Annotated in this window: 13 protein-coding genes; 8 read left to right on the top strand and 5 right to left on the bottom strand. The window is 63.7% G+C overall.

Annotated elements, in window-relative coordinates; all coding sequences use genetic code 11:
- Positions 1 to 41: 41 nt before the first annotated feature.
- On the bottom strand, positions 42 to 2219 hold the full coding sequence (locus tag ACK1U9_RS09050; protein WP_046614449.1) for a malate synthase G: 2178 nt from the start codon (positions 2217 to 2219) through the stop codon (positions 42 to 44).
- Positions 2220 to 2670: 451 nt separating this feature from the next.
- Between ACK1U9_RS09050 and ACK1U9_RS09045 the strand changes: the two genes are divergently transcribed.
- Positions 2671 to 3189: a glycine cleavage system protein R gene (locus ACK1U9_RS09045; RefSeq protein ID WP_046614448.1), complete on the top strand. Its 519-nt coding sequence runs from the start codon at positions 2671 to 2673 to the stop codon at positions 3187 to 3189.
- Positions 3190 to 3521: 332 nt separating this feature from the next.
- On the opposite strand, the gene rarD is transcribed toward ACK1U9_RS09045, so the two are convergent.
- From rarD to ACK1U9_RS09025, 4 genes are all read right to left on the bottom strand, one after another.
- Positions 3522 to 4409 carry an EamA family transporter RarD gene (gene rarD, locus ACK1U9_RS09040; RefSeq protein WP_046614447.1) on the bottom strand — a complete coding sequence of 296 codons (888 nt, stop codon included), beginning with the start codon at positions 4407 to 4409 and terminating at the stop codon, positions 3522 to 3524.
- Between the two features lie 64 nt (positions 4410 to 4473).
- The gene (locus tag ACK1U9_RS09035) at positions 4474 to 5448 is read right to left on the bottom strand and encodes a serine/threonine protein kinase (RefSeq protein ID WP_085600060.1); all 975 of its coding nucleotides are present in this window, start codon (positions 5446 to 5448) and stop codon (positions 4474 to 4476) included.
- A 145-nt stretch (positions 5449 to 5593) separates the two neighbouring features.
- On the bottom strand, positions 5594 to 6358 hold the full coding sequence (locus tag ACK1U9_RS09030; RefSeq protein ID WP_449109834.1) for a TOBE domain-containing protein: 765 nt from the start codon (positions 6356 to 6358) through the stop codon (positions 5594 to 5596).
- A 172-nt stretch (positions 6359 to 6530) separates the two neighbouring features.
- The gene (locus ACK1U9_RS09025) at positions 6531 to 7262 is read right to left on the bottom strand and encodes a ComF family protein (protein WP_108480304.1); all 732 of its coding nucleotides are present in this window, start codon (positions 7260 to 7262) and stop codon (positions 6531 to 6533) included.
- Between the two features lie 89 nt (positions 7263 to 7351).
- Between ACK1U9_RS09025 and bioB the strand changes: the two genes are divergently transcribed.
- The 7 genes from bioB to ACK1U9_RS08990 all read left to right on the top strand — a co-directional run.
- Entirely contained in the window at positions 7352 to 8410 is a 1059-nt protein-coding gene (bioB, locus tag ACK1U9_RS09020) for a biotin synthase BioB (protein WP_108480303.1), read from the top strand.
- Between the two features lies 1 nt (position 8411).
- A complete protein-coding gene (gene bioF, locus ACK1U9_RS09015; RefSeq protein ID WP_108480302.1) occupies positions 8412 to 9584 on the top strand; it encodes an 8-amino-7-oxononanoate synthase in 1173 nt (390 codons plus the stop codon).
- Positions 9577 to 10308, top strand: coding sequence for an alpha/beta fold hydrolase (locus ACK1U9_RS09010; RefSeq protein WP_085600068.1), 732 nt, complete (start codon positions 9577 to 9579; stop codon positions 10306 to 10308). Before bioF ends, ACK1U9_RS09010 begins: the two co-directional genes overlap by 8 nt.
- Positions 10301 to 11119 (top strand): malonyl-ACP O-methyltransferase BioC, encoded by an 819-nt coding sequence (gene bioC / locus ACK1U9_RS09005; RefSeq protein ID WP_108480301.1) that lies wholly within the window; start codon positions 10301 to 10303, stop codon positions 11117 to 11119. The genes ACK1U9_RS09010 and bioC overlap by 8 nt, the downstream gene beginning before the upstream one ends.
- 10 nt (positions 11120 to 11129) lie before the next feature.
- Positions 11130 to 11810, top strand: a complete 681-nt coding sequence (gene bioD / locus ACK1U9_RS09000; protein ID WP_046614440.1) for a dethiobiotin synthase — start codon at positions 11130 to 11132, stop codon at positions 11808 to 11810.
- A gap of 229 nt (positions 11811 to 12039) precedes the next feature.
- Positions 12040 to 12336 (top strand): hypothetical protein, encoded by a 297-nt coding sequence (locus ACK1U9_RS08995; protein WP_003258614.1) that lies wholly within the window; start codon positions 12040 to 12042, stop codon positions 12334 to 12336.
- Between the two features lie 291 nt (positions 12337 to 12627).
- Positions 12628 to 14431, top strand: a 1804-nt coding sequence (locus tag ACK1U9_RS08990; RefSeq protein WP_025337435.1) for a phenylacyl-CoA dehydrogenase, incomplete at its 3' end; no start/stop codon positions are given.

Here is a 14431-nt window from a genome sequence, read left to right as displayed (position 1 = left end):
CGCGAAAGGGCCGCAAAGCGGCCCCCTGTCGCAGATGTCGCTTACAACCCGTTACGCGCCTTGAACTCGCGGCGACGGCGGTGCAGTACCGGCTCGGTATAGCCGTTCGGCTGCTTGCCACCTTCCACCACCAGCTCTACCGCAGCCTGGAATGCGACGTTGTCGTCGAAGTTCGGTGCCATCGGGCGGTACAGAGGGTCGCCGGCGTTCTGCTGGTCGACCACTACGGCCATGCGCTTCAGGCTTTCCAGCACCTGCTCCTGGCTGACCACGCCATGGCGCAGCCAGTTGGCCAGCAGCTGGGCCGAGATGCGCAGGGTGGCGCGGTCTTCCATCAGGCCGACGTTGTTGATGTCCGGCACCTTCGAGCAACCCACACCCTGGTCGATCCAGCGCACCACGTAGCCGAGGATGCCCTGGGCGTTGTTGTCCAGCTCGTTGCGGATCTCTTCGGCCGACCAGTTGGTGTCGGCGGCCAGCGGGATGGCCAGGATGTCGTCCACCGACGCCGGGGTACGCGAAGCCAGTTCACGCTGACGCGCCTGTACGTCCACCTTGTGGTAGTGCAGGGCATGCAGGGTGGCGGCGGTCGGCGACGGCACCCAGGCGGTGTTGGCACCGGCCAGCGGGTGGGCGATCTTCTGTTCGAGCATGGCCGCCATCAGGTCGGGCATGGCCCACATGCCCTTGCCGATCTGCGCACGGCCTTGAAGGCCGGTGGCCAGGCCGACATCAACGTTGTTGTTCTCGTAGGCACCGATCCACTTCTCGTTCTTCATGGCGCCCTTGCGCACCACGGCGCCGGCTTCCATCGAGGTGTGGATTTCATCGCCGGTGCGGTCGAGGAAGCCGGTGTTGATGAACACCACGCGCTCGGCTGCGGCCTTGATGCACGACTTGAGGTTGACCGTGGTACGGCGCTCCTCGTCCATGATGCCGACCTTGACAGTGTTGCGCTTCATGCCCAGCAGGTCTTCGACCTGGCTGAAGATCTCGGCGGCGAAGGCTACTTCCTCCGGGCCGTGCATCTTCGGCTTGACGATGTACACGCTGCCGCTGCGGGTGTTCTTGCGGCTGGTGTTGCCATTGAGGTTGTGCAGGGCGATCAGGTTGGTGAACAGGCCGTCCTGGATGCCTTCGGGGATTTCGTTGCCTTGGGCGTCGAGGATCGCCGGGTTGGTCATCAGGTGGCCAACGTTGCGCACGAACAGCAGCGAACGGCCGTGCAGGGTCACGCTGCCGCCGTTGGGCGCGGCGTACTCGCGGTCCGGGTTCATGGTGCGGGTGAAGGTCTTGCCACCCTTGCTCACGCTTTCGGCCAGGTCGCCTTTCATCAGGCCCAGCCAGTTGCGGTAGACGATCACCTTGTCGTCGGCGTCGACGGCGGCAACCGAGTCTTCGCAGTCCATGATGGTGGTCAGCGCCGATTCCATCAGGATGTCTTTCACGCCGGCGGCGTCGGTGCTGCCGACCGGGGTGCTGGCGTCGACCTGGATTTCGAAGTGCAGGCCGTTGTGCTTGAGCAGCACCGCAGTCGGCGCGGCGGCATCGCCATGGAAGCCGATCAGCTGGGCGTCGTCACGCAGGCCGCTGTTGCTGCCGCCTTTCAGGGCAACTACCAGCTTGCCGCCTTCGATGCGGTAGCCGGTGGAGTCGACGTGCGAGCCAGCCGCCAGTGGCGCGGCTTCGTCGAGGAAGGCGCGGGCGAAGGCGATGACCTTGTCGCCACGTACCTTGTTGTAGCCTTGGCCTTTCTCGGCGCCGCCTTCATCGCTGATGGCATCGGTGCCATAGAGCGCGTCGTACAGCGAACCCCAACGGGCGTTGGCGGCGTTAAGGGCGAAGCGGGCGTTCATCACCGGTACGACCAGCTGTGGGCCGGCCATGTGGGCGATTTCTTCGTCCACGTTCTGGGTGGTGGCCTGGAAATCGTCGGCTTGTGGCAGCAGGTAGCCGATTTCCTGGAGGAATGCTTTGTAGGCTACGGCGTCATGGGCCTGGCCTTTGCGTGCCTGGTGCCAGGCGTCGATCTTGGCTTGCAGCTCGTCGCGCTTGGCGAGCAGGGCTTTGTTCTTTGGAGCGAGGTCATTGATGATCTTCTCTGCACCCGCCCAGAACTGCTCGGCGACGATGCCGGTCCCTGGGATGGCTTCGTTGTTCACGAAGTCGTACAGGACCTTGGCGACCTGAAGGCCACCGACTTGAACGTATCCAGTCATTGCTTGCCTCACTCTGCTCAGCTATTTCGCTCTTCTGTATTAAGCCTGTAGCGCTTCTCTAAACACGGCACCAGTGCATGCCCCCGAGTAAAGCCCCGAGCGCGGCTGGGTGCGGCCTGCCAGACAGGCTGGCAGACAGTGTGCGTATTTTCACAGGCGCCTTGGCAGACATCCAAACGACGTTTTGTAGTCCGCGCCACGGGATACTACATGAAGCAGTAGGCGGGGCAAAATCAGACTAAAAGCGCCGTTATGCGACCCGTTGGTCGCGTATGGTCACGCTGGGAGTAAGTATGTTCGCAAAAAACAGGTGGATTGTTCCAGATAAATCTTGAAACAGTACACGATTTGTTGTGCCGATTGCCCTGCGGCAGGTTGCCGCGCCTTGCCTATACTGAGTCGATCCCCCGATTTTCTGCCGCACGGCGCGGTCCGACACGAGGAAGGGCTTGTGGATCATCTTGTACTGACTGTGATTGCCCCTGACAAGGCCGGCCAGGTCGAGCGCATTGCCCAGTGCATCGCTGACCACAGTGGCAACTGGCTGGAAAGCCGCATGTCGCGCATGGCCGGGCAGTTTGCCGGCATCCTGCGGGTGGCGGTGCCGGCGGAAAACTACGACGAGCTGGTGGCTTCGCTGCAGGGGTTGGTCCGATATGACATTCGCGTGCTGATCGCCGAAAGCGGTATAGAGCCGTCGTGTACCTGGAAGCCGATTGCCATGGAGCTGGTAGGTAATGACCGGCCGGGAATCGTGCGTGATATCACCCGCCTGCTGGCGGATCTGGGGGTGAACCTTGAGCGGTTTACCACAGAGGTGCGGCCGGCGCCCATGAGCAGCGAGCCACTGTTCCATGCCGATGCCTTGCTGGCATTGCCGTTAACCCTGTCGCTGGAGGAATTGCAGCAGAAGCTGGAGAGCCTGGCGGACGACTTGATGGTGGAGTTGAAGCTGCGGCCGGAGGAATGATCCGAGATTGCCGGGGCCGCTTCGCGGCCCATCGCGACACAAGGCCGCTCCTACAAGGGTTACGCGTTCCCCTGTAGGAGCGGCCTTGTGTCGCAATGGGCTGCAAAGCAGCCCCCTGCGGTTATCCCGATATCACGGGGAAGGCCCTGTGGATAACCTGGGGGTTCCCCTCTCCAGCCCAGACCGTGCGCGCCTTCCACGGCTTTGCTCAAAAAACACTCAAAAATCAGCAGCTTGTGCACAAAGCACGGGGACGAGGGTGTGGATAACCTTTGGAGATGTCTCTGCAGGCCACGAATCACAAGGCCTGCAGAGTTGTGGTCATTTTTTGATCAGCTGCGCTTGCGCAAACTGAACCACGCATCGACGCTGTAAATCGCCAAACCCGCCCAGATGAACATGAACGCCACCAAGTTACTCGACGACAAGTGCTCATCGAACAGCAGCACCGCCTGCAGCAGCACCAGGGTCGGCGCCAGGTACTGCAGGAAGCCCAGCGTGGTGTACGGCAAGTGCCGCGCGGCAGCGTTGAAGCACACCAACGGCACCAGTGTCACCGGCCCCGCGGCCATCAGCCACAACGCTTCGCTGCTGGTGTAGAACGCGCCCTGGGCACTTGTCGCTGCCGGGTGCAGCAACAGCCAGCCTAGTGCCAGCGGTACCAGCATCCAGGTTTCCACCACCAGGCCAGGCAATGCCGCCACCGGTGCCTGTTTGCGAATCAGCCCATAGAAGCCGAAGCTCAGCGCCAGCACCAGCGACACCCACGGCAGGCTGCCCACCTGCCACACCTGCTGGGCCACCCCCACGGCGGCCATGGCCACCGCCAGCCACTGCAGGCGGCGCAGGCGCTCGCCGAGAATCAGCATGCCCAGCAGCACATTGATCAGTGGGTTGATGTAGTAACCCAGGCTGGCCTCGAGCATGCGCCCGTTGTTCACCGACCATACGTAGGTCAGCCAGTTGCCTGCGATAAGCGCCCCGCTCAGGGCCAGAATGCCCAGCCGGCGCGGGTTGTCACGCAGTTCACGCCACCAGCCGGGGTGTTTCCACACCAGTAGCAGCAGCGAGCCGAACAGTGCCGACCAGAGCACGCGGTGGACGATGATCTCCACCGCCGGGACGCTCTGGATTGCCTTGAAGTACAGGGGGAACAGCCCCCAGATGATGTAGGCGCTGAGGCCCAGTAGGTACCCGCGACGCGGGTTTGCGGCGTGCATGCAGAATCCTTGCTTAGGTAGCTAAATAAAGCGACGCCTATTGTAGACAGAGGCGGGCGCGCTTCTAGAACAATTTCAGCGGTGCTTCATCCAGTGCTGCCATTTGTTCGCGCAGGGCGAGAATCTGGTCTCCCCAGTAGCGTGGCTGGCCGAACCAGGGGAAGCTGGGCGGGAATGCCGGGTCGTCCCAGCGCCGCGCCAGCCAGGCGCTGTAGTGCAGCTGGCGCAAGGCGCGCAGGGGCTCGATCAGGGCCAGCTCGCGCGGGTCGAAATCGTGGAACTCGTTATAGCCGTCGATCAGTTCGGCTAGTTGCCCCAGGCGCTCCTCGCGGCTGCCGGCCAGCATCATCCACAGGTCCTGCACCGCCGGGCCCATGCGGCAGTCGTCGAGGTCGACCACGTAGTACACCTCGTCCCGGTGCATCAGGTTGCCGGGGTGCAGGTCACCATGCAGGCGGATGAGCTGGTGTGGCGTGCGGGCATAGATGTCCTCCACCCGCTTGAGCAGGTCGCGTGCCACCGACTCGAACGCTGGCAGCAGTTCGCGAGGGACGAAGTCGCCTTCCAACAGGGTATTCAGCGATGCATGGCCGAAGTTGTCCACAGCCAGCGCTTCGCGGTGCTCGAACGGTTTGCTGGCGCCCACGGCGTGCAGACGGCCGAGCAACTGGCCGAGGCGGTAGAGCTGGTCGAGGTTGCCCGGCTCTGGCGCGTGGCCGCCGCGGCGGGGGAACAGGGTGAAGCGAAAGCCCTGGTGTTCGAACAGGGTGCGGCCGTCGTGCTGCTGCGGGGCGACCACCGGCACTTCGCAGTCGGCCAGTTCGGCGGTGAAGCTGTGCTCTTCGAGGATGGCCGCGTCGCTCCAGCGGCCTGGGCGGTAGAACTTGGCGATCAGCGGTTGCGCGCCCTCGATGCCCACCTGGTAGACGCGGTTTTCGTAGCTGTTCAGCGCCAGCACCCGGGCATCGCTGAGAAAGCCCAGGCTTTCCACGGCGTCCAGGACCAGGTCGGGGGTGAGGGTGTCGAAGGGGTGGGACATGGTGGCTCCGGGGGGTAGGCGGCGTGGGGGCCATGGTAGCGCGTTATGCCTGTACCGGCCTCTTCGCGGGTGCATCGTTTCCCTGGCGGCTGCGCGGTCCCTGTGGGAGCGGGCAAGCCCGCGAACAGCGCAAAGCGCGGCCAGGCTATGCGGGAATCCCAAGCAATACATAAGAGGGATGAAATTGAACCCGCACCAAACTGCCTGCTGCCACCCGCTGCCCAGCCAACCAATCCGTCTCGGCAAACGCACACAACGTCTGGCCATTCCCCAACGCCAACCGGACCTCAGCAGGCCCATCAGCCTCCGCCAGTACCTCCTCCACTGTCGCCTGCAGGCAATTGCTACCCGCTTCGGCCTCTTCCTCGTCGCCCAGCAACCTCACCCACCCTGCCTTGAGCAGCGCCACTACTATCGTCCCCAGCGTCAGCTCCAGCCGTGCGGTGCTGTCGTGGGTGATCAGCGCCTCGATCTCCAACCCTCCGCCCAACGCCAGGCTGACTTGATCATGCCGTCCCTCGCGGCGCAGGCCGCTGACTTGGCCCTGCAACTGGTTGCGCGCGCTGGTACGTAGCATCAACCGGCCAAGCAGGTCGAGGTCGCTCGACTCCTCGGCCGCTTCGAGGATTTGCGCCTGAAGGGCCTGCAGCCTCTTATAAAGGCGCAGAACCCGCTGGCCTTCCGGCGACAGACGGGCACCACCGCCACCACGCCCGCCGGTACTGCGCTCGACGAGGGGCTGGCTGGCCAGGTTGTTGAGTTCGTCGATGGCGTCCCAGGCGGCCTTGTAGCTGATGCCCGCAGCCTTGGCGGCGCGGGTGATCGAACCCTCTTCGGCAATGTGCTGCAGCAGCGCGATACGCTGGGGGCGGCGGGCGATGTGCTGGGTTAGGTGTGGGGGCAGAGGCATGGGCATTTGGTCTTGTGGGGGCCTGAGGGTGGATAGTGTGTAGGAGCGGCCTTGTGTCGCGAAAGGGGCGCGAAGCGGCCCCACGATTCACGCCTTGGCAAATATTGCTGGGGCTGCTGCGCAGCCCGATTGCGACACAAGCCCGCTCCTGCACTGGGCGACCCGCGCTTGCTCATACATACCCAGGCTTGGGCGTACGCGCCAGGCAATACACATCCACCCGCCGCGCACCGGCCTTGCGCAGCACTTCGGCAACCGCCTGCGCGGTAGCACCGGTGGTCAACACGTCATCGACAATGGCGACATGCTTGCCCGTCAGTTTGCCTGTTACCGCAAACGCCTGGCGCAGATTGTGTCGCCTGGCCTTGGCGTCCAGTTGTTGCTGTGCAGGTGTCTCCCGTGTACGCAGCAGTAGCCGCTCGTCGCAACGTACCCCCGCATGCGACGACAGCCAGCGCCCGAGCATCCCCGCCTGGTTGAACCCCCGCTCCCGTAGTCGACGTTTGGACAAGGGTACAGGCAACAACAGGTCGGGGCGCGGCAGCCCTTCGGTAAAGCGGTGCAGCAGCCCATGCCCGAACAATTCGGCCATCAGTCGCCCCAGGGGCCACTGGCGGTTGTGCTTGAAACGGCTGATCAGCGTGTCCACTGGAAAGCCGAAATGCCACAGTGCAACCACCTGCTCAAAGGCCGGTGCGCGGCGCTGGCACTGGGCGCAGGTCAGGCCGGCCATCGCCAATGGCAGCGCGCAGCGCAGGCACTGATCGCCCAGCCAAGGCAGTTCCTGCTCGCAGGCGACGCACAGCGGGTAGGCCTGCTCGGCTGGTTCATCGCACAACAAACACATCTGATTAATAAGTGAGCACTTGTAAACCAGTCTTTTCCAGTGTGGTTGACAGTTCATAGGCCTTCCATGACTATGCGAGCTATCCGTGATGCGCTGGTGGGCTTTCCTGTCCCGGCGCCTGCTTCAGCCTAAACAAGGAAACACCAATGAGCGCCAGCACAACTGCAACAACACGTCACAACTGGTCCCTGGCCGAGGTCAAGGCGCTGTTCCAGCAACCGTTCAATGACCTGCTGTTCCAGGCGCAGACTGTGCACCGCGCGCATTTCGACCCGAACCGCGTGCAGGTTTCGACCCTGCTGTCGATCAAGACCGGCGCCTGCCCGGAAGATTGCAAATATTGTCCACAGTCCGGCCACTACAACACTGGGCTGGAAAAACAGAAGCTGATGGAAGTGCAGAAGGTGCTGGAAGAAGCCGCCCGCGCCAAAGCCATCGGTTCTACCCGCTTCTGCATGGGCGCGGCGTGGAAGCACCCTTCGGCCAAAGACATGCCCTATGTGTTGGAGATGGTCAAAGGCGTCAAGGCCATGGGCCTGGAAACCTGCATGACCCTCGGCAAGCTCGACCAGGAGCAGACCAAGGCCCTGGCGCAGGCCGGCCTGGACTACTACAACCACAACCTCGACACCTCGCCGGAGTTCTACGGCAGTATCATCACCACCCGCACCTACAGCGAGCGACTGCAGACCTTGGCCTACGTGCGTGATGCCGGGATGAAGATCTGCTCTGGCGGCATTCTCGGCATGGGTGAGTCGCTGGACGACCGCGCGGGCCTGCTGATCCAGCTGGCCAACCTGCCCGAGCACCCGGAATCGGTACCGATCAACATGCTGGTCAAGGTGGCTGGCACGCCGCTGGCCGAGGAAGAGGACGTCGACCCGTTCGACTTCATCCGCATGCTGGCCGTGGCCCGTATCCTCATGCCCAAGTCGCACGTGCGCCTGTCCGCCGGCCGCGAGCAGATGAACGAGCAGATGCAGGCCCTGGCCTTCATGGCCGGCGCCAACTCGATCTTCTACGGCGAAAAACTGCTGACCACCGCCAACCCGCAGGCGGACAAGGACATGCAACTGTTCGCACGCCTGGGTATCAAGCCCGAAGCGCGTGAAGAGCACGCCGACGAAGTGCACCAGGCGGCTATCGAGCAGGCGCTGGTCGAGCAGCGCAGCAGCGAGATGTTCTACAACGCCGCGACCGCCTGAAATGGCCTTCGACCTGGCGGCGCGCCTGGCCGAACGGCGCGCCGCAGACCTGTATCGGCAGCGGCCACTGCTGGAAAGCCCGCAGGGGCCGGAAGTGGTGGTCGATGGCCAGCGCTTGCTGGCCTTCTGCAGCAATGACTACCTGGGCCTGGCCAACCACCCCGAGGTGATTGCTGCCTGGCAGGCCGGCGCCGAGCGCTGGGGTGTCGGTGGCGGTGCCTCGCACCTGGTTATCGGTCACAGTACGCCGCACCACCAGGTGGAAGAGGCCTTGGCCGAACTTACCGGGCGACCGCGCGCGCTGCTGTTCTCCACAGGCTACATGGCCAACCTGGGCGCCATCACCGCACTGGTGGGGCAGGGTGACACGGTGCTGCAGGACCGCCTGAACCATGCTTCGCTGCTGGATGGCGGATTGCTCAGCGGTGCCCGTTTCAACCGCTACCTGCACAACGACCCGGCCAGCCTGGCCAGCCGCCTGGGCAAGGCCGTCGGCAATACCCTGGTAGTGACCGATGGCGTGTTCAGCATGGACGGCGACCTGGCCGACCTGCCGGCGCTGGCCGATGTCGCGCGCGCGCGCGGTGCCTGGCTGATGGTCGACGACGCCCATGGCCTGGGCACCTTGGGCACTCAGGGCGGCGGTATAGTCGAGCACTTCGATCTGGGCGTTGAAGATGTGCCGGTGTTGATCGGTACGCTGGGCAAGGCCTGTGGGACCGCCGGCGCCTTTGTGGCCGGCAGCGAAGAGCTGATCGAGGCGCTGGTGCAGTTCGCACGCCCGTACATCTACACCACCAGCCAGCCACCGGCGCTGGCTTGCGCCACCCTCAAAAGCCTGGAACTTCTGCGTCGCGAGACCTGGCGCCGCGAGCACCTTGCCGCGCTGATCCATCAGTTCCGTGAAGGTGCGCAGCAGATTGGACTGCAACTGATGGACAGCCCGACACCGATTCAGCCGATCGTCATCGGTGACAGCGCGCAGGCCCTGCGCCTGTCACGCATGCTGCGCGAGCGCGGCTTGCTGGTGACGGCCATCCGCCCGCCCACTGTGCCGGCGGGCAGCGCACGCCTGCGGGTGACATTGAGCGCCGCGCACAGCGAGGCGCAGGTGCAGCTATTGTTGAATGCATTGGCCGAGTGTTATCCACAGTTGGAGAGCGCCGATGCGTAATCGACTTGTACTGTTGCCCGGCTGGGGCCTGGGCACTGCTTCCCTGGAGCCGCTGGCCGCCAGCCTGCGTGCCCAGGACGCCCGCCTGCAGGTAGAGCTGATGCCATTGCCGGAACTGGCCCACAGCGATGTGCAGGCCTGGGTCGACCACCTCGACCGCAAGCTGCCGAGCGATGTCTGGCTGGGCGGCTGGTCGTTCGGCGGCATGCTGGCCAGCGCGTTGGCGCACAAGCGTGGCGACCATTGCTGCGGCCTGCTGACCTTGGCCAGCAACCCCAGTTTCGTGGCTCGCCCGGACTGGCCCCACGGCATGGCCAAAGACACTTTCGTCACCTTCCTCGACGGCTGTCGCAGCCATACCCAGGTCACCCTGAAGCGCTTCCGTACCTTGTGCAGCGATGGTGCCCAGCAGCCGCGTACCCTGCTGCGCCAGCTGGGTGTCGGCGTGCCGGACACCGACCCACTGTACCTGGCCACCGGCCTCGAGGTACTGGCCAAGCTGGATACCCGCGAAGCTCTGGAGGCCTACGGTGGCCCGCAGCTGCACCTGTTCGCCGGCAGCGATGCGCTGGTACCAGCAGATGCGGCGAAAGCGCTGAGCGAGCTGCTGCCCGATGTGGAAGTGGGCCTGGTCGAAGACAGTTCCCACGCCTTCCTGCTGGAGTACCCGCAGGAACTGGCGGCGGGCATCAAGAGTTTCCTGCATGAGAGTGGCGATGACTGATCTTTCCCGTCCGACCCCGCCCGGAGCGCTGCCCGACAAGCGCCAGGTAGCGGCCTCGTTCTCCCGCGCCGCAGCCAGCTACGACAGCGTGGCAGCCTTGCAGCGTGCGGTGGGTTCGAGCTTGCTGGAGCTGTTGCCGGAGGGCCTGCAGCCGTCGCGCTGGCTGGACCTGGGCAGCGGCACCGGTCATTTCAGCCGGGCGCTGGCCGAGCGTTTCACCCAAGCCAGCGGCGTGGCGGTGGATATCGCCGAGGGCATGTTGTGCCATGCTCGCAACGAACAGGGCGGGGCGCTCTATCACGTGGCCGGCGACGCCGAGCGTTTGCCGCTGCGTGATGCCAGCGTCGACCTGGTGTTTACCAGCCTGGCCGTGCAGTGGTGCGACCAGTTCGCCAGTGTGCTGGCAGAAGCGCTGCGAGTGCTGCGCCCGGGCGGCGTGCTGGCCTTCAGCAGTCTGTGTGTGGGTACCCTCGATGAACTGCGCGCCAGTTGGCAGGCGGTGGATGGCCTGGTGCATGTGAACCGCTTCCGCCGTTTCGAGGACTATCAGCGCCTGTGCGCAGCCAGCGGTTTCGAACAGCTTGTGCTGCAGCGCTGCCCGCACGTGCTGCACTACCCGGATGTACGCAGCCTGACCCATGAACTGAAGGCTCTCGGCGCCCACAATCTGAACCCTGGCCGGCCTTCCGGGCTTACCGGTCGGGCACGCATGCAGGGCCTGCTGCAGGCTTATGAGGCGTATCGCCAGCCTGAGGGGCTGCCAGCCACCTATCAGGTGGTCTATGGTTTGTTGCGCAAGCCACAGGTGTAAGGGGAGCGAGATGAGTCAGGCCTATTTCATTGCCGGTACCGATACCGATGTTGGCAAGACCACCATCGCTGCCGGGCTGTTGCATGCGGCACGGTCGCAAGGCTTGAGCACGCTGGGGGCCAAGCCGGTGGCCTCCGGTTGCACGATGACGCCGAAAGGCTTGCGCAACAGCGACGCTCAGGCGCTGATCGATGAAAGCACGATCAAGCTGCCCTACGAGCAGGTCAACCCGTTTGCCTTCGAACCGGCTATCGCACCCCACGTGGCAGCGCGCGAGGTAGGGGTGACGCTTGCCGTGTCGGAGCTGTTGGTAGCGATGCGCAGTGTGTTGCAACAAAATGCCGATTTCACCCTGATCGAGGGGGCAGGTGGCTGGCGCGTGCCATTGTCGGGGCAAGACAACTTGTCCGATCTGGCCATTGCCTTGAAGTTGCCGGTGATCCTGGTGGTGGGAGTACGTCTGGGGTGCATCAGCCACGCCTTGCTCAGCGCCGAGGCGATTGCCCGTGACGGGCTACAGTTGGCGGGATGGGTGGCGAACATCATCGAGCCGCGTACTTCGCGCCTGGAAGAGAACCTGGCCAGCCTGGCCGAGCGTTTGCCGGCGCCTTGCCTGGGGCGGGTGCCCAAATTGAAGCAGGCAAGTGCCGACATGGTGGCTGAACACCTTCAGCTGGATCTACTGGACTAGCGTTTGCAGGCCTGGCCCTTTCGCGGGTAAACCCGCTCCCACAGGTACTGCACAAGTTTCAAAAAATGTGGAGATCCTGTGGGAGCGGGTTTACCCGCGAAGAGGCCAGTGCAGGAATACCCAAGGCCTATCAAATGGCACCAGGCCATTAGGGATTTAAACGGGCCTTTTCGCCTTTGGCCTGCTTTAATTGGGCCTGTTCGTCATCCAGCGTCAATGGAGTCCTGACATGGAAATCACCGGTAGCTCCGCCTATTACGCGGGCCTGAGCGCAATTCAGACCGGCCAGAACCGCGTCGATCAGGCCGCCAGCCAGATCGCCAGCACCACCGCCGAACGTAGCGCCACCAGCCAGTCCAGCGATTTTCAGGCCGAACGCCTGCGCGCGGTCGACCGCAGCCAGCAGATGGACCTGGCCACCAGCACCGTGCAGCTGGCCGTGGGCAAACTTGAAGTCGAACTGGGCGCAAAGGTCGCAAAGGCATCCGACGAAATGCTCGGCCGGATCATCGACACCTACGCCTGACAGGGCGCTCACCAGATTTACACGCAGCCCCTGTGGGAGCGGGCATGCCCGCGAATGCGTCAGATCAGGCACCCCTAATGCCTGGCCTGACCCTTTCGCGGGCACGCCCGCTCCCACAGGGGCGTCTTTATTTTTCAAGGCTTGGCATGAATGCCATTTTTCGTGGCGTAAATGGCACCATAGTCCATCCTTGACATAAGGCGGAGCTAAACGTAAGTTTCAAACAACTGTTTGATCGACGGCCGCCAAGTGCGGGTCACCCCCACAGAACTCACCTAGAGGTTCATCGCAATGCCTGATTACAAAGCCCCCTTGCGTGATATCCGCTTCGTTCGCGACGAGCTGCTCGGTTATGAGGCGCATTATCAGAGCCTGCCGGGTTGCCAGGACGCCACGCCCGACATGGTCGACGCGATCCTCGAAGAAGGCGCGAAGTTCTGTGAGCAGGTGCTGTCGCCGCTGAACCGCGTGGGTGACCAGGAAGGCTGCACCTGGAGCGAATCGGGCGTGAAAACCCCTACCGGCTTCAAAGAGGCCTATCAGCAGTTCGTAGAAGGTGGCTGGCCGAGCCTGGCGCATGACGTCGAGCACGGCGGCCAGGGCCTGCCGGAATCGCTGGGCCTGGCCCTGAGCGAAATGGTCGGCGGTTCGAACTGGTCGTGGGGCATGTACCCGGGCCTGTCGCACGGCGCGATGAACACCATCTCTGCGCACGGTACTGCCGAGCAGCAGCACACCTACCTGACCAAGCTGGTATCCGGCGAGTGGACCGGCACCATGTGCCTGACCGAGCCGCACTGCGGTACCGACCTGGGCATGCTGCGCACCAAGGCCGAGCCACAGGCCGACGGCAGCTACAAGGTGTCGGGCACCAAGATCTTCATTTCGGCCGGTGAGCACGACATGGCCGACAACATTGTCCATATCGTCCTGGCCCGCCTGCCGGACGCACCGGCTGGCACCAAAGGCATCTCGCTGTTCATCGTGCCGAAGTTCCTGCCCAACGCCGAAGGCGGTGTGGGCGAGCGCAACGGCGTGAGCTGCGGCTCGATCGAACACAAGATGGGTATCCACGGCAACGCCACCTGCGTGATGAACTTCGACGGCGCTACCGGCTACCTGATCGGCCCGGCCAACAAAGGCCTGAACTGCATGTTCACCTTCATGAACACCGCCCGCCTGGGTACCGCGCTGCAAGGCCTGGCCCATGCCGAAGTAGCGTTCCAGGGTGGCCTGAAGTACGCTCGTGAGCGCCTGCAAATGCGTTCCCTGACCGGCCCGAAAGCACCGGACAAGGCTGCTGACCCGATCATCGTCCACCCGGACGTGCGCCGCATGCTGCTCACCATGAAGGCCTTCGCCGAAGGCAACCGCGCGATGGTGTACTTCACTGCCAAGCAGGTGGACATCGTCAAGTACAGCCAGGATGAAGAAGAGCGCAAGAAGGCCGATGCCCTGCTGGCGTTCCTGACCCCGATCGCCAAGGCGTTCATGACCGAGGTCGGTTTCGAAGCCGCCAACCATGGCGTGCAGATCTACGGTGGCCACGGCTTCATCGCCGAATGGGGCATGGAGCAGAACGTGCGCGACAGCCGCATTTCCATGTTGTACGAAGGCACCACCGGCATCCAGGCCCTGGACCTGCTCGGCCGCAAGGTGCTGATGACCCAGGGCGAAGCGCTGAAGGGCTTTACCAAGATCGTGCACAAGTTCTGCCAGGCGCAGGAAGGCAACGAAGCGGTCAAAGAGTTCGTCGAACCGCTGGCGGCGCTGAACAAGGAATGGGGTGAGCTGACCATGAAAGTCGGTATGGCCGCCATGAAGGACCGCGAAGAAGTGGGTGCGGCCTCGGTCGATTACCTGATGTATTCCGGCTACGCCTGCCTGGCTTACTTCTGGGCCGACATTGCCCGCCTGGCTGCCGAGAAACTGGCTGCCGGCACCAGCGAAGAAGCGTTCTACACCGCCAAGCTGCAGACTGCGCGCTTCTACTTCCAGCGCATCCTGCCGCGTACCCGTACCCACGTGGCGACCATGCTGTCGGGTGCCAACAACCTGATGGCGATGGACGAAGAGCACTTCGGCCTGTCGTACT

Source organism: Pseudomonas sp. XP1 (genome assembly GCF_053557675.1).
The sequence above is the reverse complement of the archived record's forward strand: the minus strand, read 5'-3'. Positions and strand labels throughout refer to the sequence as shown.

Coding starts and splice junctions, on each gene's coding strand:
- bioF (WP_108480302.1), top strand. CDS start 8,412: ATGGCCTTCGACCTGGCGGCGCGCCTGGCCGAACGGCGCGCCGCAGAC.
- ACK1U9_RS09010 (WP_085600068.1), top strand. CDS start 9,577: ATGCGTAATCGACTTGTACTGTTGCCCGGCTGGGGCCTGGGCACTGCT.
- rarD (WP_046614447.1), bottom strand. CDS start 4,409: ATGCACGCCGCAAACCCGCGTCGCGGGTACCTACTGGGCCTCAGCGCC.
- bioB (WP_108480303.1), top strand. CDS start 7,352: ATGAGCGCCAGCACAACTGCAACAACACGTCACAACTGGTCCCTGGCC.
- ACK1U9_RS09035 (WP_085600060.1), bottom strand. CDS start 5,448: ATGTCCCACCCCTTCGACACCCTCACCCCCGACCTGGTCCTGGACGCC.
- ACK1U9_RS09050 (WP_046614449.1), bottom strand. CDS start 2,219: ATGACTGGATACGTTCAAGTCGGTGGCCTTCAGGTCGCCAAGGTCCTG.
- ACK1U9_RS08995 (WP_003258614.1), top strand. CDS start 12,040: ATGGAAATCACCGGTAGCTCCGCCTATTACGCGGGCCTGAGCGCAATT.
- bioD (WP_046614440.1), top strand. CDS start 11,130: ATGAGTCAGGCCTATTTCATTGCCGGTACCGATACCGATGTTGGCAAG.
- bioC (WP_108480301.1), top strand. CDS start 10,301: ATGACTGATCTTTCCCGTCCGACCCCGCCCGGAGCGCTGCCCGACAAG.
- ACK1U9_RS09030 (WP_449109834.1), bottom strand. CDS start 6,358: ATGCCTCTGCCCCCACACCTAACCCAGCACATCGCCCGCCGCCCCCAG.
- ACK1U9_RS09025 (WP_108480304.1), bottom strand. CDS start 7,262: ATGAACTGTCAACCACACTGGAAAAGACTGGTTTACAAGTGCTCACTT.